General features: G+C 63.8%; 17 protein-coding genes. 5 read left to right on the top strand and 12 right to left on the bottom strand.

Going from position 1 to position 17,024, the window contains the following annotated elements; genetic code table 11:
* Positions 1-10 precede the first annotated feature (10 nt).
* The 11 genes from NKH59_RS22855 to NKH59_RS22805 form a co-directional block, all read right to left on the bottom strand.
* Complete coding sequence (locus tag NKH59_RS22855) at positions 11-844, bottom strand: SMP-30/gluconolactonase/LRE family protein (RefSeq protein WP_352501148.1); 834 nt, start codon at positions 842-844, stop codon at positions 11-13.
* Positions 845-855: 11 nt separating this feature from the next.
* Positions 856-2,631: a CoA-transferase gene (locus NKH59_RS22850; RefSeq protein ID WP_352899321.1), complete on the bottom strand. Its 1,776-nt coding sequence runs from the start codon at positions 2,629-2,631 to the stop codon at positions 856-858.
* The gene (locus NKH59_RS22845) at positions 2,628-3,410 is read right to left on the bottom strand and encodes an enoyl-CoA hydratase/isomerase family protein (RefSeq protein ID WP_352769357.1); all 783 of its coding nucleotides are present in this window, start codon (positions 3,408-3,410) and stop codon (positions 2,628-2,630) included. Before NKH59_RS22845 ends, NKH59_RS22850 begins: the two co-directional genes overlap by 4 nt.
* Before the next feature lie 2 nt (positions 3,411-3,412).
* A complete protein-coding gene (locus tag NKH59_RS22840) occupies positions 3,413-4,618 on the bottom strand; it encodes a CaiB/BaiF CoA transferase family protein (protein WP_352769354.1) in 1,206 nt (401 codons plus the stop codon).
* Positions 4,619-4,636: 18 nt separating this feature from the next.
* Positions 4,637-5,422 (bottom strand): SDR family NAD(P)-dependent oxidoreductase, encoded by a 786-nt coding sequence (locus NKH59_RS22835; RefSeq protein WP_023677038.1) that lies wholly within the window; start codon positions 5,420-5,422, stop codon positions 4,637-4,639.
* A 1-nt stretch (position 5,423) separates the two neighbouring features.
* Positions 5,424-6,419: an ABC transporter permease gene (locus NKH59_RS22830; protein ID WP_353023149.1), complete on the bottom strand. Its 996-nt coding sequence runs from the start codon at positions 6,417-6,419 to the stop codon at positions 5,424-5,426.
* 30 nt (positions 6,420-6,449) lie between these two features.
* Complete coding sequence (locus tag NKH59_RS22825; RefSeq protein ID WP_353023147.1) at positions 6,450-7,982, bottom strand: sugar ABC transporter ATP-binding protein; 1,533 nt, start codon at positions 7,980-7,982, stop codon at positions 6,450-6,452.
* Positions 7,972-8,955 (bottom strand): ABC transporter permease, encoded by a 984-nt coding sequence (locus NKH59_RS22820; RefSeq protein WP_353023145.1) that lies wholly within the window; start codon positions 8,953-8,955, stop codon positions 7,972-7,974. Before NKH59_RS22820 ends, NKH59_RS22825 begins: the two co-directional genes overlap by 11 nt.
* A 141-nt stretch (positions 8,956-9,096) precedes the next feature.
* Positions 9,097-10,128 carry a sugar ABC transporter substrate-binding protein gene (locus tag NKH59_RS22815; protein ID WP_353023143.1) on the bottom strand — a complete coding sequence of 344 codons (1,032 nt, stop codon included), beginning with the start codon at positions 10,126-10,128 and terminating at the stop codon, positions 9,097-9,099.
* A 23-nt stretch (positions 10,129-10,151) separates the two neighbouring features.
* Complete coding sequence (locus NKH59_RS22810; RefSeq protein ID WP_352473035.1) at positions 10,152-11,003, bottom strand: IclR family transcriptional regulator; 852 nt, start codon at positions 11,001-11,003, stop codon at positions 10,152-10,154.
* Positions 11,003-12,145, bottom strand: a complete 1,143-nt coding sequence (locus NKH59_RS22805; protein ID WP_353023141.1) for an extracellular solute-binding protein — start codon at positions 12,143-12,145, stop codon at positions 11,003-11,005. Before NKH59_RS22805 ends, NKH59_RS22810 begins: the two co-directional genes overlap by 1 nt.
* A 126-nt stretch (positions 12,146-12,271) precedes the next feature.
* Between NKH59_RS22805 and NKH59_RS22800 the strand changes: the two genes are divergently transcribed.
* The 5 genes from NKH59_RS22800 (at position 12,272) to cyoD (ending at position 16,748) form a co-directional block, all read left to right on the top strand.
* Positions 12,272-12,520, top strand: coding sequence for a hypothetical protein (locus NKH59_RS22800; RefSeq protein WP_353023139.1), 249 nt, complete (start codon positions 12,272-12,274; stop codon positions 12,518-12,520).
* A 223-nt stretch (positions 12,521-12,743) separates the two neighbouring features.
* Positions 12,744-13,667 (top strand): ubiquinol oxidase subunit II, encoded by a 924-nt coding sequence (gene cyoA, locus NKH59_RS22795; protein ID WP_353023137.1) that lies wholly within the window; start codon positions 12,744-12,746, stop codon positions 13,665-13,667.
* A gap of 2 nt (positions 13,668-13,669) precedes the next feature.
* Positions 13,670-15,676: a cytochrome o ubiquinol oxidase subunit I gene (cyoB, locus tag NKH59_RS22790; protein ID WP_352615131.1), complete on the top strand. Its 2,007-nt coding sequence runs from the start codon at positions 13,670-13,672 to the stop codon at positions 15,674-15,676.
* Complete coding sequence (gene cyoC, locus NKH59_RS22785) at positions 15,673-16,323, top strand: cytochrome o ubiquinol oxidase subunit III (RefSeq protein WP_352449535.1); 651 nt, start codon at positions 15,673-15,675, stop codon at positions 16,321-16,323. The genes cyoB and cyoC overlap by 4 nt, the downstream gene beginning before the upstream one ends.
* Positions 16,320-16,748, top strand: coding sequence for a cytochrome o ubiquinol oxidase subunit IV (cyoD, locus tag NKH59_RS22780; RefSeq protein ID WP_352769325.1), 429 nt, complete (start codon positions 16,320-16,322; stop codon positions 16,746-16,748). Before cyoC ends, cyoD begins: the two co-directional genes overlap by 4 nt.
* Positions 16,749-16,826: 78 nt before the next feature.
* Here cyoD and NKH59_RS22775 read toward each other — a convergent pair whose 3' ends face one another.
* A complete protein-coding gene (locus NKH59_RS22775) occupies positions 16,827-17,024 on the bottom strand; it encodes a hypothetical protein (protein ID WP_352836147.1) in 198 nt (65 codons plus the stop codon).

Here is a 17,024-nt window from a genome sequence, read left to right as displayed (position 1 = left end):
TCGGCCCGATCTAAGAAATCGCCGTCAAGTCGATTTCGGTGATGTGCCAGCGGCCGAGATTTGCGGTGTAGAGCTTGTCGCCCTTGAAGGCAATGTTGGTTGGGTGGGCGAGCGTCGTTGCCGCCGGATCCTCGATCAGCACCTCGAGCCCGCTATCCTTTCGCCAGCGATAGATACGGCTGGGCTCGTAGCATGAGATGAACAGCGACCCGTCCGGCGCCAAGGCGACGCCATCGGGAACGTTGCTCACGCCGTCCACGACGAGTTGGCGAGGTCCTGCCGTGCCGTCGGCACGGATTGGCACATAGCTGAGGCAGGCCGCATGGCTTTCCACGACGTAAAGCCCATCGCCACCCGGCGCCATCGCCATGCCGTTGGCGAAGGCCATGGTCTCGCTGCACCACAGGCCGCCTTCGCCGGTCTTCAAATCGTAGCGAAAAATGCCGGAGCGGTTGTCTTCGCCGAGGCTGTCCGACACGTAGAGCCAGCCGCGTGTCTCGTCGACGATCGGATAGTTCGGCACGCGGATGCCGGCCGAGGCGAAGCGCTGCATACCAGCCGTCGCGGCATCCCAGCGAAAGATCGCCGAATGTCTCAAATCGCATGCAAAACAGTTTCCCGCGCTATCGAAGGCGATGCCGAGCAGAAAGCCCTCCGTACCGCCCATGCGTTCGACCGAGCCGCCATCGGCGGCCAAGCGCAGCAGGTCGCCGGTTTCGGTGCCGCACCAGATCGAGCCGTCGCGATGGATGGCCACGCCTTCCGGATGGGCGATGCGCGGGCTGGTGAAGATGCCATCGAAGAAGACCCTCGCGGCCGACATTTCGAGCAACGGCTTTGCCATGCGCACCCCCTTCAATCCGGTGCAGTATGCGACCGCTGTGCGGCGATGCAGCGCTCGACCATCCGCCGGTCGGTGGCCAGGATCTCGGCGATCAGGGCGCTGCGCTCCCTGGCGCTGACGAATTCGAGGCGCCGCAGGCCGAGCGGGTCGATGCGGTTTCGCAGGATGTCGAGCGTCTCGTTTGAGGGTAGCGCAACTTCGCGGCAATCGGCATCGAATGTCAGGGCAAAGCCGGTGGCATCCTGGAGCTGCTGGCGCGTCACGCACGGCATGGTCTCGATGACGGCCAATTGCCGGCTCTCCCCGTCGAGCCGAAACACGCAAAGGTCGGTGAACACCAATGCCGCGCCGGTCCGATAGCCCATCGGCTCGCGTTCGGCCTCAGTCAACAGGCCGCGCGCCGAGCTGGCAATCTCGACCGTCTCGACCAGCGACTGCACGGAATGGCGGGGGACGTAGAGCAGATAATCGCGATGCATGTTGGCGACGTCGGCCATGCCGCCTTGCCCGGGCAGCCGGATAAGGCTGCCGTCACACTTGCGCAGCGCAATGGTGTTGACGCGCCCACGGCGGTCGACCTGCGCGGCACCGACGATCTCATGCGTCACCGCGCCGGCCTGATAGTAGGTCGAATAGGTGTCGTCGCCGCCGGCATGCGCCACCGCCGTTTCGCAATCGAGGCTTTCGATCAGCGACAGGATCATCCGGCTCGGTGCTATGTCGAGATGGCCGCAACTCATGGTGGCGATGATCATGTCCGGCGCGTGCGTCGCTTTGGCCAGCCGGTAGGCGACATTGGCGAGCGGCGACACCGCGCCGGCACTGGCAAAGCTCTCATTGTCGAGCTCAGCGGCGATGCGGGCGGCGATGATCTCGTCGATGGACGCCTCCTTGTTGCCGTGCACGAGCCTGGGCATTGCGAGGACTGTTTCAGCGCCGACTTTTGCAGCGTCTTGAACCCGCTCCGGCACGCCTTCCGAAGGCATGCTCAGGCTGTCCGACAAAGGTATTTCCTTGGCCGCGAACGCCTCCGCTAACGCTTGATAGTCCGTCACATAGAATGGCAGGCAGGAGGCGGGATAGGCGCCGCCTGGTGCCAGCGCGATCGCCGACACCTGGTTGCGGGTCAAAATGCTCTGCCGACCATCATGCCGCAGCCCTCCGACCGGGACGATCTCCTCGACCGTCACCAGCACCTCGCGCGCCGCGCCGGCCATGGCGAAATCGAGCGCTCGTGGTCCGATGATCTGGACATTGCCGCTCTCGTCGGCACGCTGGGCATGGACGACGAACGTATCGAGCCGCAAGGCCGGGATGATCCCGGTCGTGGCTCCCACGATCGGATCGGGCACGGCGATCGCACCCGGCACGCGCGCCAGCATGTCCGAACCCTCCGGAAGCTGAAACGGCATCGACGGCAGGTTCTGCTGCCCCGCCCGCAGCGCCTGGATCATGGCCAGCGCCGTCCAGTCGCGGACCGGCACGGCATTGGTCTCGGCAGCCGCGCGGAAGCGCGGCGGCAAGCCAAAAATATCGAGGCTGGAAAAGCAGATATCAACCTCCGCCACGGCATTCGCTTCGAGAAGCAGTTCGAGCGGCAGGCCGCCGGCCCAGCAGACATAGCGAAGATCCTTGACGCCCAAGCGGGCGATGGCCCGCAACAAGGCGATCGGCAGCCGGGCAAAATGATGGCCACCGACACCGAAGACGTCGCCGCCGCCGACCATCGCGGCCAGGCCCTCGACATCGGTGAAGCGCGGCCGGTTTTGCTTGACCAGGGATGTCATTGCCCAGCCTTCGGCCGCGCGGCGCTTTTTTCGGCGAACGCCTTCACCCGCTGCTGGCCGGTCTCGCTACGATAAAGCCCGCCCAGTACGTCGCGCTCCATGGCAAGGCCTTCCGCCAAGTCGCCCGACACGGCGTGCGCCGTCAGCGCCTTCAATGCCTCGATCGCGGCAGCCGGTTCGGCGGCTATCATGCCGGCGAGTTCCAGCGCCCGCGGCATCAGCTTTTCGGCGTCGACGACCTCGTTGACCAGCCCGGCGGCGAGCTCGGAAGCCGGCACGATGGCGCCGGTCATCAGCAAAAGGTTGGAGCGGTTGCGGCCGAGCTTCTGGACGCTGCGCTGCGTGCCGCCGCCGCCCGGGACCAGCCCGAGCTTGATCTCGGGCAGGCCGAGCTTCGCGAACTGGTTGGCGATGACGATGTCGCAGCACAGCACCAGCTCCATGCCGCCGCCGAGCGCAAAGCCGTTGACCGCGGCGATGACCGGCTTGCGGTTGTTCTCGACCGCCGCATACATGCGCGTGCCGGCGGCCTGGAAGGCGTCGAACTCGATAGCCGTCTGGGCAGCGTATTCCTTGATGTCGGCGCCGGCCATGAAGCCGCGCCCCTCGCCGGTCACCACGATCGCGCCGACGCCGTCATCCTGCGACAGCGCCTCGAAAACCTCGGTGATCTCGCTTTGCATCAGCCGGTTCATGGCGTTGAGCTGATCGGCGCGCCGGAAGGTGACGACTGCGACGCGCCCGGATATTTCCAAGCTGAGTGTCTGGTAAACGCTCATCGTCAGGCAGCATCCACGGTCATATCGCCGGACGCCTCAAGCGCTGCAATCTCGCCGCTGGAGAGGCCGAACTCGGCCAGTATCTCGCGGCCATGCTGGCCGACCAGCGGTGCCGGCCGCTCTATGGTAGCCGGCGTCTCGCTCATCTTGACCGCCGGCGCGACCACCCTGACCTTGCCGCCGCGCGGATGATCGTAGCTGGTGATCATGCCCAGGTGCTTGACCTGCGGGTCCTCGGCTGCGCGCCTTATGTCCTTCACCTCGGCACACCAGATGTCGGCTGCCAGCAGCCGCGCCAGCAGGTCCTGCGTGGCAAACTTCCTGGTTTCGGCGTTGACCTTGTCGAACACCTCGTCGCGCCTGTCGAACAGCGTCTTCAGATCGTCGTAGACAGCAAGCTGCGGCGCCTCCAGCACTTCATACAGCGTCTTGAACGGGCTCATGGCGATCGACACATAGCCGCCGTCCTTCGCTTCATAGACGCCGAACGGCGCCTGCATGCCGGGGTGGCCGATGCCGGACTTCGGGCGCACGAAATCCTCGCCGAGATTGAGCACGGCGACATATTCCTGATTGAGATGCGCCAGCATGCCGGCGAGCAGATTGACCTCGATCTTCTGGCCCTTGCCGGTCTTCTCGCGATAGTAGAGCGCCGACAGGATGCCGTAGACCATGTTCATGGCGCCGATCTGGTCGGCCAGGCCGGCACCGGCCGGAACAGGAGCCTGATCGCCGCGGCCGGTGTTGGAGATCAGCCCGGACAATCCCTGGATCAGCATGTCCTGGCCGGGGCGCTCGACGTAGGGGCCCTCCTCGCCATAGCCGGAACCCGAGCAATAGATGATGGCGGGATTGACCGCCCTGAAATCCTCGTAGCCATAGCCGAGCCTGGCGAGCACGCCGGGGCGGAAATTCTGCACCACCACATCGGCCTTCTCAGCCATGTCCATGATGATGGCATGCACCTTGCGACTTTTCAGGTTGAGCGCGATGGAGCGCTTGTTGCGGTTCCAGGCGAGGAAATTCGGGCTTTCGGAGCCGCCGACCCATTTGGCGAAGAAGGTCATGCCGCGGAACATGTCGCCGGCGCCGGCACGCTCGATCTTGATGATGTCGGCGCCCATGTCGCCGAGCAGCTGCGTGGCGAACGGCCCTTGCAGCAGATGGCTGAAATCGAGAATGCGGACGCCTTCGAGGGCTTTGTTCATTTCATGTCTCGTTGGTTGTCAAAGCAGGTCGGGTACGTAGCGGGGTGCCGCGGTGAGGCCGCCGTCGACGCGCAGGTCGGTACCGGTGGTGAAGCCGGCGGCGTCGGAGGCCAGATAGACGGCGGCTTCGGCCACCTCGGACGGTTTGCCGATGCGGCCGAGCGGATGCATCTTGACCCAGGCTTTGGCGAGATTGCCGCCGATCTCCTTGACCAATTTGTCGTTCATCGGCGTGTTGATGGTGCCGGGCGAGATCGAGTTGACGCGGATGTTGAGCGGGCCGAACTCGACCGCCATCTGGCGCGTCATCGCCATCACCGCACCCTTGGCGCCGGCATAGGCGGTCCAGCCGTCGAGCCCGATATGCCCTTGTGCCGAGGCCATGTTGATGATCGAGCCCGATTTCTGCGCGATCATATGTGGCAGCGCATATTTGCAGCCGCGGAACACGCTGGTAAGGTTGACCGCGATCAGCCGGTGCCACTGCTCGTCGCTCATTTCGTGAACCGGCATGCCGCCGATGGCGATGGCGGCATTGTTGACGAGAATATCGAGATGGCCGGTCTTGCCGACGGCTGCGTCGATCAGGGCGGCGATGTCGGCCTCCTCCGCCACGTCGCAATGGATGTAGTCGGCGCGGTGGCCGGCGGCGCGCAGCTCGGCTGCGAATTTTTCACCCTTCTCGTCGGCGATGTCGCCGAGGAAGACGTGCGCGCCTTCCCTTGCCATCGCCTCGCTGATCGCGTGGCCGATGCCGTCGGCGGCGCCAGTGACGATTGCGGTTTTCCCTTTGAGACGATCCATATCAGCCTCCAATGGCGCGCCGGCGCTTTGCTTCGTCGAAGGCGACGGCGGCAATGATGATCATGCCGGTGATGACCAGTTGCCACTCGGTCGGCAGGCCGAGACCGCGCAGCCCGTTGGACAGGAACTGCAGGATCAGCACGCCGAGCGCCATGCCGGTCAGGCTGCCTATGCCGCCGGCAAGGCTCACCCCGCCGAGCACGGTGGCGGCGACGACCTGGAACTCGAAATTCAGCCCGGCCGTATGCTGCGCCGAACCGACGCGGGCTGCCAGGATGATGCCGGCTACCGTCGCCAGCAGCGCGCTGATGATGAAGCAGGTGAACTTGACGCGGCGCACGTCGTAACCCGCCAGCCGTGCCACTTCCGGATTGCCGCCGACGGCATAGATCTGCCGCCCGAACGGCCGGTGCTGCATCACGTAGGCGAAGACGGCGAGCAGGACGATGGCGATGACAGCCGAATAGGGAACGACGTTGAACAGGCGGCCGTCCGACAGCGCGATGAAGCTGTCGAGCGCGGCGTCGTCTGGAATAGCACGCTGGCCGGTATAGAGATAAACGCCGCCGCGCATGATGAACATCGTGCCCAGGGTCACGATCAGCGAGTTGATGCCGGCATAGGCCGTCAGATAGCCATTCACGACGCCGATGATCAGCCCGAACAGCAGCGCGCCGCTGATGCCGAGCACAAGCGAGTTGGTGTCGTTCATGATGATGATCAGCGGCAGTGCGATCGTCGCCAGCAGCGAGCCGATCGAGATGTCGACCTCGCCGGACATGAAGACGATGGCGCAGCCGATGCCGGCTGTCAGCGCCAGCGAAGCCTGACCGAGCACATTGGTGATGTTGCGCACGGAGAAGAAATTCTCGGCGGTGAAGGAAAAGAACGCGATCACCAGGATGAGGCAGAGGAGCAATGCCAATTCCTGCCGCGCGACGAGCCGCGCCAGCATGGACGGCCCAGCTTTCATGGAGTCGGTGCTTGCCAGGCTCATCGCTTGGTCCCTTTGCGAAGCGTCATCGTCTTAGCCGATTGCCGCATTGAGGATGTTCTCCTGCGTGGCCTCGTCGCGAGGCATGATCGCGGTGAGGCGGCCTTCGCACATCACCGCGATGCGGTCGGCAAGCCCCAGCAGCTCGGGCATTTCGGACGTCATCATGACGACCGCCAGGCCCTCGCCGGCGAGCCGGTCGATGAGCGCAAAAATCTCCGACTTGGCGCCGACGTCGATGCCGCGGGTCGGCTCGTCGACGACGATCACCTTCAGGCCTCGCATCAGCCAGCGCGCGATCAGCACTTTCTGCTGATTGCCGCCGGACAGATTCTTGACCTGCTGGAACAGGCTGGGCGTCCGGATGCGGAAACGGTCGACATAGTCCTGCACCGCCTTGCGTTCCCTGGCCTTGTCGATGAAGCCCATTCTGGCGAAGGCGCCGAGTGAGGCGAGGCTGGCATTCTGGTAGACCGGCAACTCGCCCATCAGCCCCTCGCTCTTGCGGTCCTCGGTGAGCAGGCCGATGCCGAGCCGGACGCCGGTGTGCGTTTCGTGCGGCAGCAGCCGGCTGCCATCGACCGAAATGGCGCCGGAAGTGATCGGGTCGTAGCCGACGATGGCCTTGGCGAGCTCGGTCCGGCCGGCGCCCATCAGGCCGAAGAAGCCGAGGACTTCGCCGGCATGCGCCTCGAACGACACATCCTTCAGCTTCTTGGCGGTGCTGAGTCCTTCAACGGAAAGCGCGACCTTGCTGCCCGGCGCGCCGCGCTTGCGCGGGAACAGGTTTTCGATGCGCCGGCCGATCATGTCCTGGATCAGCGTGTCGTTGGTATGTTGGCCGATCGGCCTGGTCGAGACGTGGCGGCCGTCGCGCAGCACGGTCACGGTGTCGGCGATCTCGAAGACCTCGTCGAGCTTGTGGCTGACATAGAGCACCGCGATGCCCAGCGCGGCCAGCCGGCGGATGACGGTGAACAGCAGCGAGACCTCGTTAGGCGTCAGCGAGGAGGTCGGCTCGTCCATCACCACGACGCGGGCCTCATGGGCGAGTGCGCGGGCGATCTCGACCATCTGCTGCTGGCTGACCGGCAGCGATCCCGTGCGCGCCGCCGGGTCGACGTTGAAGCCGATACGCTTGAACAGAGCGGCCGCATCGGCACGGATCTTCTTCCAGTCGATCGAGCCGCCTTTGCCGGTCGGATAGCCTTCGAGGAAGATGTTTTCGGCGACGCTGAATTCGGCGATCAGCGCGATCTCCTGGAACACCACCTTGATGCCCTCTTTCAGGCTATCGCGCGGCGACTTGATGTCGGCCTCGCGGCCGCGCAGGCGGATGGTGCCGGCATCCTTGCCGTAGACCCCGGCCATGATCTTGATCAGCGTCGACTTGCCGGCGCCGTTCTCGCCCATCAGGGCATGGATTTTGCCGGGTTCCAAGGTCAGATCGACATTGTCCAGCGCCACCACGCCGGGAAAACGCTTGCCGATGCCGCGCATCTCCAGCGCCGGCACGCTTTTGTCGACAGCCACGGTTTCGCCGGGGTGAAGGAAATCAACCGACATTGGCTCTGTTCCGCACGATGTCGAGATAGGTCGCCAGGATGATGACGATGCCGGGCACCACCATCTGCAGGTCCTGGTTCCAGCCGAGGATGATGATGCCGTTGTCGATGACCTTCAGCACCAGCACGCCCAGCAACGTGCCGAGCAGCGAGCCGCGGCCGCCAAGCAGGCTGGTGCCGCCGAGGATGACGGCGGCAATCACCGTCAGCTCGAAGCCGCGGCCAGCGGTCGGCTGGCCGGCATTCATCAGCGACGACAGGATCATGCCGGCGACGCCGACGCACAGGCCGGTGACGACGAAGGCGAACAGTTTCAGCCGTTGCGAGCGCACGCCGGAGAGACGAACCGCGCGCTCGTTGGCGCCGACAGCGTAGAGATAACGGCCGAGCGTGGTGAAGCGCAGCGTTGCCGCGGCCAGCGCGAAAATCACCGCGGCAACGACCACGGGCAGCGGGATCGCGCCGATATAGCCAGCGCCGAGATCGGTGAAGCCGGCAAGCCGGTGGTGGTTCTGCACCGCCTCGCGGGTGAACAGGTAAACGCCGCCCTGCAGCATCATCATGGTGCCGATGGTGGCGATCAGCGAGTTCACCTTGAGGCTGGTGACGACGAGGCCGTTGAAAAGGCCGACCGCGCCTGAAAAGGCGAGCGCCGCCAGCAACCCGAGCGTCAGACTGTGCGTTGAATTGAGCACGGCCATGCCGATGCAGCCGACAAAAGCCAGCGATGCACCGACCGACAGGTCGACTTCCGCAGTGATGATCAGCATCGTCATGCCGGAGGCAACGATCAGCACCAGCGCGCATTGGCGCAGGATGGCGATGATGTTGGCCTCGGAATAGAATTGCGGCGCGGCAATCGAAATGGCGATGCAGAGCACGGCCAGGATCACGCCGAGCATCAGCTGGCTGCTGCCCAGCAGCTGGCCGCCGATGAAACGCCTTGGCGCAGAGGATTGCGTAAGCTCGCTCATGTCCATTTTATTTCCGGGCCCGTATCGGTGCCGTCGCCGTCTGGAAACTGCCGGCCAAAACAGGACGGTTGCCCTGTTTTGCCGTTCGGCATATCCGATCCGCCGCCCTTCCCGCCGTGCGGGATGGGCTACCCGGAATCCTTACTTCTTCAGATCGGCGGAAGTTTTCATGCATTTTTCCGGTGGCTGAAGCGCATTGACGGCATCCCATTTGATTTTGCGTGTGGTGCCATCGTAGTCGTAGAACTTCTTCCAGTCGTCGCCGTTCATCGGCGCGGTCGGGCTGACAATGTGTTCCGGCACCTCTTCGCCATTGAAGAGCTTAACCGCTGCATCGATGGCGGTGTAGCCTTCCTTTTCCGGGAACATCGCGGCCTCGATGCGGTAGGACGGCTCGTTCTGCATCGCATTGATGAAGGCGAGGCCTTCGCCGCCGGTGCCGACAGTCAAGAGGCCGTCCTGCGACTTGCCGGCCGCTTTCCAGGCTTGAAGGCCGCCGAGCGAGGAGGAATCGTTGATGCCGTAGATGATGTTGATGTCGGCGTTCTTGGCAAGAGCCGCCGAAGAGACTTCGAGTGCGCGATCGGGATTGCCGCCGCCGTCGAGGTCGTGGACCATGACCGCGTCGGGGATGATGGTCTTGAGGCCATCCATGAAACCCTGCGACCGCAGCACGGTGGCGGACAGCAGCGGCAGGCCGACATTCATCACCTTGGCTTTGGCTTCGAGCTTTTCCTTGGCGTATTTGCCGGCTTCGACGCCGGCGGTGTAGCCGGTGTCGTAGTCGCAGATCGCGACCATTGTGGTCATGCCCTTGACCGGATTGCCTTCGAGCACAACCGGAACGTTGTTGGATTTCGCCTGGCGCAGCAGCGGCACGACGCCTTCCTCGTTGACGGGCGTGATGATCAGGACGTCGACGCCCTTGGCCATGAAATCTTCGGCGGCGGAGACCTCCTTGGCAACGTCCAGATTGGCGTCCTGCACCTCGAGCTCGATACCGAGTTCCTTGGCGCGGGACTGCATGCCCTTGATGACGTTCTGATACCACTCATGGGTGGCGTAGTTGGTGACGTAGCCGATGCGCTTCGGCATGTTTTCGGCTTGTGCCGCGGCGGCGCTCAGAGCAAGCACCGCCGCCGAGGCAAACAGCATCGATTTGGACCAGTTCATGTTTCTTCTCCCTGTATTTCTTGTCAGTTGCTGAACGGATAGTCCCGCCGTTCCGGGTCGGCACGTGAAGAGGCGGCAGCTTCGCCCGCGCCCAGCGCCGCCGATATCGCCTCGGCCGCCGCCTTCGTCCGCTCGAACACGGTGCTGCGATCGAAGCGGGCGGCCTTTTGCGGCAGGAAGGGGACGGTGAGCGCGGCAATGACGGCGCCGGTATGGTCGCGCACCGGCATCGAAATGTTGGTGCAGCCCTCGACAGCCAGCGAGGCGCGCATTTCATAGCCGAGCCTTGCGACCTCGTTCAGCCGCGCTTCGATTTCCGCCCGGCTGCCTTGGCCTTCGCCTGCAGCGACGATCCGTTCGACGATGCGGTCGCGCTCGGCGCGGCTCGAATGCGCCAGCAGCACCGCGCCGGAGCTCGTTTCGAGGATCGGGAAATGCGAGCCAAGGGCAACCGAATAACGCATCGGCAAAGGCGAATCGATCTGCAGCACGACCAGTGCGCTCTCGCCTTCGCGCACGACCAGATGGCAGCTCTGGTCGGCATTGGCGGCGAGGCCGCGCATCACCGGCAGCGCGCATTCGACCAGGCGGTTCACCGGCGGATGCATATGCGCCAGTTCGAACAGCTTCAGCGACAGCCGGAAGCGGTCCGATTGCGTCCGGAAAATGTAGCCGCGCTTCTCCAGCAGCAGCAGGATGCGGTAGATCTCGTGAATGGAGCGCCCCATTCCGGTGGCGATCTCGGTCTGGGTCAGCGGCTCGCCGCTGGCAGCCATGAATTCCAGTATGTCGAGCGCCTTCTCCACCGCCGGCACCCGATAGCCGTTGCGGCCGCTTTCGCCTTCGTCGACGATCTGGGCAATATCGGCGGCCATTACGCGACGCTCCGTTGCGGCTGGCCATGCCTGGTCTCGCGATAGAGCCGGTTCAGCCGATCCGCGAGCTCGGCCGCCTGCAATTCGCCGGCGATCGCCGCCGCGGCATGAGGGGCGCATTGGCGGAAGAAGCTGATGAAGCCCGGATGGGTCGGGCGCAGATAAGAGGCTTCGATCGTCGCCAGCGTCGAGGCGAAGAAGCCGCCCGAGAGAGCGTTGACCTCGGTATCCTGCCACGCCGCCAGCGACCCCGGCTGTCCGCCGGATTTCACATAGTCGCCGCGCTGATAGCCGGGCGAGCACAGAAACAGCGCGTAGTCGATGGCGGCTTGCTTGTGTTGCGATTGGGCGCTGACGCCGATGCCGGCGCCGCCGAGCAAGGCGCCGGCGGATCGCGGCGTCGGCACGTCGGCGAAGCGCAGATACGGCCTGTCGGCCCTGGAGGCATAATTCACATAGCCGAAGGCGAACGGCACGTAGACCACGTCGTCATGCGCGATCATGTGATCGTAGCAACGGATCGGGTTCCATTTCGGCGAGTTCGGATGCGACAGCGCCGCAAGCTGGCGCAATTGCCCGACGGCCCGCTCGATTTTTTCCCCGGCGATGAACTCGTCGCGGTCTTCCCGGGGCTCACCGAGCGTCAAAAGCAGGCACATGGCGTCAGTCGGCACCAACGGCAGCCCAAGCCATTTGCCGTCCTTCAAGGCGCGCCGACCGAGCTCCAGCACCTCGTCATGGCTGCGCGGCAGCGGTCCGTAGCGCTCCAGGAGATCGGGGCGATACGAGGCAACCTGACAGGCAGCATCGATCGGCAACGCCCATTGAAGCCCGTCCCTTGCGTAGGATTGCCAGGATGCGCCGACCGAATCCCGTTCGAAGCCGTGGCGCTGCTCGGCCGACAAATCGAACGGCACCATCAGCTCGCCTTCGGCAATATCGCCGATGAACGGATGGTCGAACACGACAAGATCATAGGCGCCGAGCACCGGACCAAGCGCGCCCTCGCCGAATTCGTAGAGGCTGCGGCGGTCCCATTCGATCTCAAGACCGGGATTGGCGGCACAATACGGCCCGATGCTGGCGTCGAGCGGACCCCAGCAGCGTCGGTGATCCCACGCGAGACCGCGCAGTCTTGTCATGCCGAAATTCCTCCCAGAGGCGGCCATGCGCCGGCCCAGCCGATTAGTAGCAACTATTTTCACCTAGACAAGTAATTTTTACATACGCAAAGCCAGTCCTCGCTTCCGTTTGGCGAGAAAGCCCTGGTGCGCATCGCGTTGCCGCCGGCCTGCAACCAAAGGCTGCGATGGATCTGGCTTTTTGGGAACTTTCGCGACGAACATTCGTTCGGTTGGCGCAGCCATCTGGAGCAGCAGCACTGGAATCAGCAGCCACGTCGCAGGGAGCGGCTAAATGGACCAACCGTGGGCGCGGCCATGAACCGGTTTACCGCCTTGGCATTCGCCACGTTTCTGGCGATAACTTCGATCTGGGTACTGTTTCTGGTTTCTTAGGATCTGGCTCTGGTTGCTTGGGATTGCCGCTGGTTTTTAGGATTTGGAGGGGTTCTCGACAGGTTGACCGCTTAACGATGACGTCCGCCGCATGTGGTTCTGCCAGCCGGAGCCCCGTGCGTGAAGAAACTGTCGCCAGGAGCACACCGGCGCGCACATTCGGGGGTTGGCAGCCACGCTGCCTGCAACGTTCCAATCGGTTTTCAGGAAACGGCGATATCTCATGCTGCTGAGGGCGATCGTTCGAAATTGTGCCGCCATCCGTGTTGGCCGCGTCGGCGCGACGATGCTTGTTGCCGCGCTGCTTGCCGGCTGCCAGGGCGGCGTGCTCGATCCGCAAGGGCCGGTGGGGGCGGCGCAGCGGACGATCCTGCTCAATTCGGTCGCTATCATGCTGGCCATCGTCATCCCGACGATCGTGGCGACGCTCGGCTTTGCCTGGTGGTTCCGGGAAACCAACACAAGAGCGCGGTACCTGCCGGAATGGGCCTATTCCGGACGCATCGAACTGGTGGTCTGGTCGATCCCCATCCTCGTCATCCTGTTTCTGAGCGGCATCATCTGGATCGGATCGCATGACCTCGACCCAATGAAGCCGCTGGATTCCCAGCAAAGGCCGTTTGAGGTGCAGGTCGTCTCGCTCGACTGGAAATGGCTGTTCATCTACCCCGAGCAGAATGTCGCGAGCATCAACCAGCTCGTGGTGCCGGCGGGCAGGCCGGTGCATTTCTCGCTTACCTCGGCAAGCGTCATGAACGCGTTCTTCGTGCCTCAGCTTGGCGGCATGATCTATACGATGAACGGCATGACGACGCAGCTTCACCTGCAGGCGGATCAGCAGGGCGAATTTTATGGGCGGTCGGCCCATTTCAGCGGTGACGGTTTTCCAGGTATGCAATTCGTGCTGCATGCAGTCGCAGCTGATGCCTTCGACGCATTCGTCAATTCGGCGCGAAGCCAGGGACAGGCACTCGACAGGACGAGCTATCAGGAACTGGCCAGACAGAGCCTGGACGTGCCGGCTTCGACCTATCGCTCGGTGGAGCCGGACCTTTTTCATGAAATCGCGACGCAGGGCGTTCCGCCCGCGCCCGGCCCCCAGGCCGGTCGCCCCGGGCCGAGCGTATCGCCCAAGGCAGGAGGCTGACAATGCTCGGAAAATTGAGCTGGGACGTCATTCCGTTCGATCAGCCTCTGCCGATGATCGCCTCGGCGGTCGTCGCCCTGGCAATCCTCGGCGTGCTGGCCTGGGTCTTCCTGGCCGGCCATTTCCCCTATCTCTGGCGCGAATGGATCACCAGCGTCGATCACAAGCGGATTGGCGTCATGTACACGCTGCTGGCGCTGCTGATGCTGCTGCGCGGCTTCAGCGACGCCGTCATGATGCGGTCGCAGCAGGCCCTCGCCTTCCAGGCGCCCGGCTATCTGCCGCCCGACCACTTCAACCAGGTCTTTTCCGCCCACGGCACCATCATGATCTTTTTCGGGGCGATGCCGTTCGTCATCGGCCTGATGAACCTGGTCGTGCCGCTGCAGCTCGGCGTCCGAGACGTTGCCTTTCCGACGCTCAACTCGGTGAGTTTCTGGCTCACCGCCACCGGTGCGCTGCTGGTCAACATCTCGCTGGTGATCGGTGAATTCGCGCGTACCGGATGGCTGCCCTATCCGCCGCTCAGCGAGACCGCCTATTCGCCGGGCGTTGGCGTCGACTATTATCTGTGGGCCGTGCAGATAGCGGGCGTCGGAACGCTGCTCACCGGGATCAATTTCGTCACCACGATCCTGAAGATGCGGTCGCCCGGCATGAGTTACCTCAGGATGTCGATGTTCTGCTGGACCTCACTTGCCGCCAGCCTGCTCATCGTCGCCGCCTTCCCGATCCTCACCGCCACGCTCGCGATGCTGACGCTCGACCGCTATTTCGGCTTTCATTTCTTCACCAATGAAGCTGGCGGCAACATGCTGATGTTCGTGAACCTGATCTGGGCCTGGGGCCATCCCGAGGTCTACATCCTCGTCCTGCCGGCGTTCGGCATCTTCTCGGAGGTCATCTCCACCTTCTCCAGCAAGCCGCTGTTCGGCTACCGCTCGATGGTGGCCGCGACGCTCTTCATCTGCATCGTCTCCTTCATGGTGTGGCTGCACCACTTCTTCACGATGGGCGCCGGCGCCGACGTCAACGCCGCGTTCGGCATCGCCACCAGCATCATCGCTGTCGGTACCGGCGTGAAGATCTATAACTGGATGTTCACCATGTATGGCGGCCGCATCCGCTTCGCGACGCCAATGCTGTGGTCGCTGGGCTTTATGGTGACATTCGTCATCGGCGGCATGACGGGTGTGTTGCTGGCGGTGCCACCAGCCGATTTCCTGCTCCACAACAGCCTGTTCCTGGTGGCGCATTTCCACAACGTCATCATCGGCGGCGTGCTGTTCGGCGCCTTCGCGGGATATACCTACTGGTTTCCCAAGGCATTCGGCTTCCGGCTGCACGAGGGCTGGGGCAAGCTGGCCTTCTGGCTGACGCTGATCGGGTTCTACGCCACCTTCGTGCCCCTCTACACTGTCGGCCTGCTCGGCATGACCCGCCGCATGCAGCATTTCGACGTGCCGGCCTGGCATCCGTGGGTGCTGGTTGCCGGCGTCGGCATGTTGATCACCACCGCCGGCGTGGTCGCGCAGATCGTACAACTCGTCGTCAGCATCCGGCAGCGCGCGGCGCTTCGCGACGCCACCGGAGATCCCTGGGACGGCCGCTCGCTGGAATGGGCCACGCCCTCGCCGCCGCCGGTCTTCAACTTCGCCGCGCTTCCGCATGTCGAGGGCGAAGAGCCCTACTGGAGCATCAAGCAGCGGGCACGCGAGCAAAACCGGCTGCGCGACGAGCCTGACTACGAGCCGATCGAGATGCCCCGCAACAGTCCCACCGGGTTCATCTGCGCCTTCTTTGCGACCGTGATGGGTTTTGCCCTCATCTGGCACATCTGGTGGATGGTGGCGCTCGGCGCGCTCGGTGCTTTGGCCACCTTCGTCGTATTCGCGTGGCGCGACATCCCCGAATACGTCATTCCTGCCGCCGAAGTCGCCCGGATCGACCGCGCCAACCGAAGTGCGCGCCGCGAGGCGCTGGCCACTTACACGGGGCCAAGGCCATGACCGCGATCGACGTTCGAGAGCGTGACCCCTACCGCCTCCATGGCGGGCACGGCCATGCACCCGGCCACGGAGACGGCGGCCCGGCACCGATCCGGATCGTCGTGGGCTACGGCTTCTGGATCTTCCTTCTGAGCGACATCGTGATGTTCTCGGCCTTCTTCGCGGCCTATGCGGTGCTGGCGGGCAAGACGGCGGGCGGACCAAGCGGAGCCGAGCTGTTCGACCTGCGCAACGTCGCGATCGAGACGGCCGCTTTGCTGTTGTCGAGCTTCACCTGCGGTCTCGCCAGCCTCGCCGTGACAGCGCGGCGAAGCTCCTGGTTCTATGTCGCGATGGCTGTCACCTTCGTGCTCGGCGCCAGCTTCATCCTGCTCGAGTTGCGCGAGTTCGCGCATATGGTTGCCAGCGGTGCCGGACCGACGCGCAGCGCTTTCCTGTCGGCGTTCTTCACGCTGGTTGGATGCCATGGCCTTCACGTCACGGCGGGGCTGCTGTGGCTGCTCACGATGATGGCGCAGATCTTCGCCAAGGGATTCCGCGACGATATTCTTCGGCGTTTCATGTGCTTCAGCCTGTTCTGGCACGCCCTCGACATCATCTGGGTCGCCCTGTTCACGGTGGTCTATCTCCTGGGAGCAAGTCGATGAGCAATGCGGACGATCGCCACGCGCAACGGCGCGACACCGATGGGCTGGAGCGCTACGACATCGATACGGCGCCGGGTGACGAATACCTCGGCGACACCGAGGTCGGATCCGGGCTACGCGGCTATGTGATCGGCCTCGGGCTGGCAACGCTGCTGACCATCGCCTCGTTCTGGTTGCCCGGAACCAATCTGATATGGGCACCCGGCATTCCGGTGGCGCTGGTCGTGCTGGCGATCGCCCAGATGGGCGTCCATCTCGTCTTCTTCCTGCACATCACGACGGGACCGGACAACACCAACAACGCCCTGGCGCTTGCCTTCGGCGTGCTGATCGTAGTTCTGGTGATCGGCGGCTCGATCTGGATCATGGCCAATCTCGACCACAATTTGATGCCGATGAATGCGACCATGAACATGAACCGCTAGCGATGTGAGGCGCAGCGCAGTGCCTCCAGCCCGGCCTTGCCCGCCGCTTCAGACGCATTGCCGGATGACGGACCGGTATCAGCTGCGCTGGCTGGAGTTTTGATTTTTGCGATCCTTCGGCGATATCGCGCCTTTCGAGGCCTTTGAGCCGCCGCCCCACTCCTGGGCTTTCCGTGCCTGATCGCCTGCTTCCTTCGGTGCCTCGGCCTTGTCGCTGCCGCTGGCTTTCTTGCCGGATATGGGTTGGTCGACAGGGTTTGATTTGTTGTCCATCAT

The sequence above is a fragment of the Mesorhizobium sp. M0998 genome (assembly GCF_040318885.1).
Taxonomy (GTDB): Bacteria; Pseudomonadota; Alphaproteobacteria; order Rhizobiales; family Rhizobiaceae; genus Mesorhizobium.
The sequence above is the reverse complement of the archived record's forward strand: the minus strand, read 5'-3'. Positions and strand labels throughout refer to the sequence as shown.

Excerpts from the sequence above, each read along its gene's own strand:
- NKH59_RS22855 (WP_352501148.1), bottom strand. The coding sequence starts at position 844 with ATGGCAAAGCCGTTGCTCGAAATGTCGGCCGCGAGGGTCTTCTTCGAT.
- NKH59_RS22850 (WP_352899321.1), bottom strand. The coding sequence starts at position 2,631 with ATGACATCCCTGGTCAAGCAAAACCGGCCGCGCTTCACCGATGTCGAG.
- NKH59_RS22845 (WP_352769357.1), bottom strand. The coding sequence starts at position 3,410 with ATGAGCGTTTACCAGACACTCAGCTTGGAAATATCCGGGCGCGTCGCA.
- NKH59_RS22840 (WP_352769354.1), bottom strand. The coding sequence starts at position 4,618 with ATGAACAAAGCCCTCGAAGGCGTCCGCATTCTCGATTTCAGCCATCTG.
- NKH59_RS22835 (WP_023677038.1), bottom strand. The coding sequence starts at position 5,422 with ATGGATCGTCTCAAAGGGAAAACCGCAATCGTCACTGGCGCCGCCGAC.
- NKH59_RS22830 (WP_353023149.1), bottom strand. The coding sequence starts at position 6,419 with ATGAGCCTGGCAAGCACCGACTCCATGAAAGCTGGGCCGTCCATGCTG.
- NKH59_RS22825 (WP_353023147.1), bottom strand. The coding sequence starts at position 7,982 with ATGTCGGTTGATTTCCTTCACCCCGGCGAAACCGTGGCTGTCGACAAA.
- NKH59_RS22820 (WP_353023145.1), bottom strand. The coding sequence starts at position 8,955 with ATGAGCGAGCTTACGCAATCCTCTGCGCCAAGGCGTTTCATCGGCGGC.
- NKH59_RS22815 (WP_353023143.1), bottom strand. The coding sequence starts at position 10,128 with ATGAACTGGTCCAAATCGATGCTGTTTGCCTCGGCGGCGGTGCTTGCT.
- NKH59_RS22810 (WP_352473035.1), bottom strand. The coding sequence starts at position 11,003 with ATGGCCGCCGATATTGCCCAGATCGTCGACGAAGGCGAAAGCGGCCGC.
- NKH59_RS22805 (WP_353023141.1), bottom strand. The coding sequence starts at position 12,145 with ATGACAAGACTGCGCGGTCTCGCGTGGGATCACCGACGCTGCTGGGGT.
- cyoA (WP_353023137.1), top strand. The coding sequence starts at position 12,744 with ATGCTGCTGAGGGCGATCGTTCGAAATTGTGCCGCCATCCGTGTTGGC.
- cyoB (WP_352615131.1), top strand. The coding sequence starts at position 13,670 with ATGCTCGGAAAATTGAGCTGGGACGTCATTCCGTTCGATCAGCCTCTG.
- cyoC (WP_352449535.1), top strand. The coding sequence starts at position 15,673 with ATGACCGCGATCGACGTTCGAGAGCGTGACCCCTACCGCCTCCATGGC.
- cyoD (WP_352769325.1), top strand. The coding sequence starts at position 16,320 with ATGAGCAATGCGGACGATCGCCACGCGCAACGGCGCGACACCGATGGG.
- NKH59_RS22775 (WP_352836147.1), bottom strand. The coding sequence starts at position 17,024 with ATGATGGACAACAAATCAAACCCTGTCGACCAACCCATATCCGGCAAG.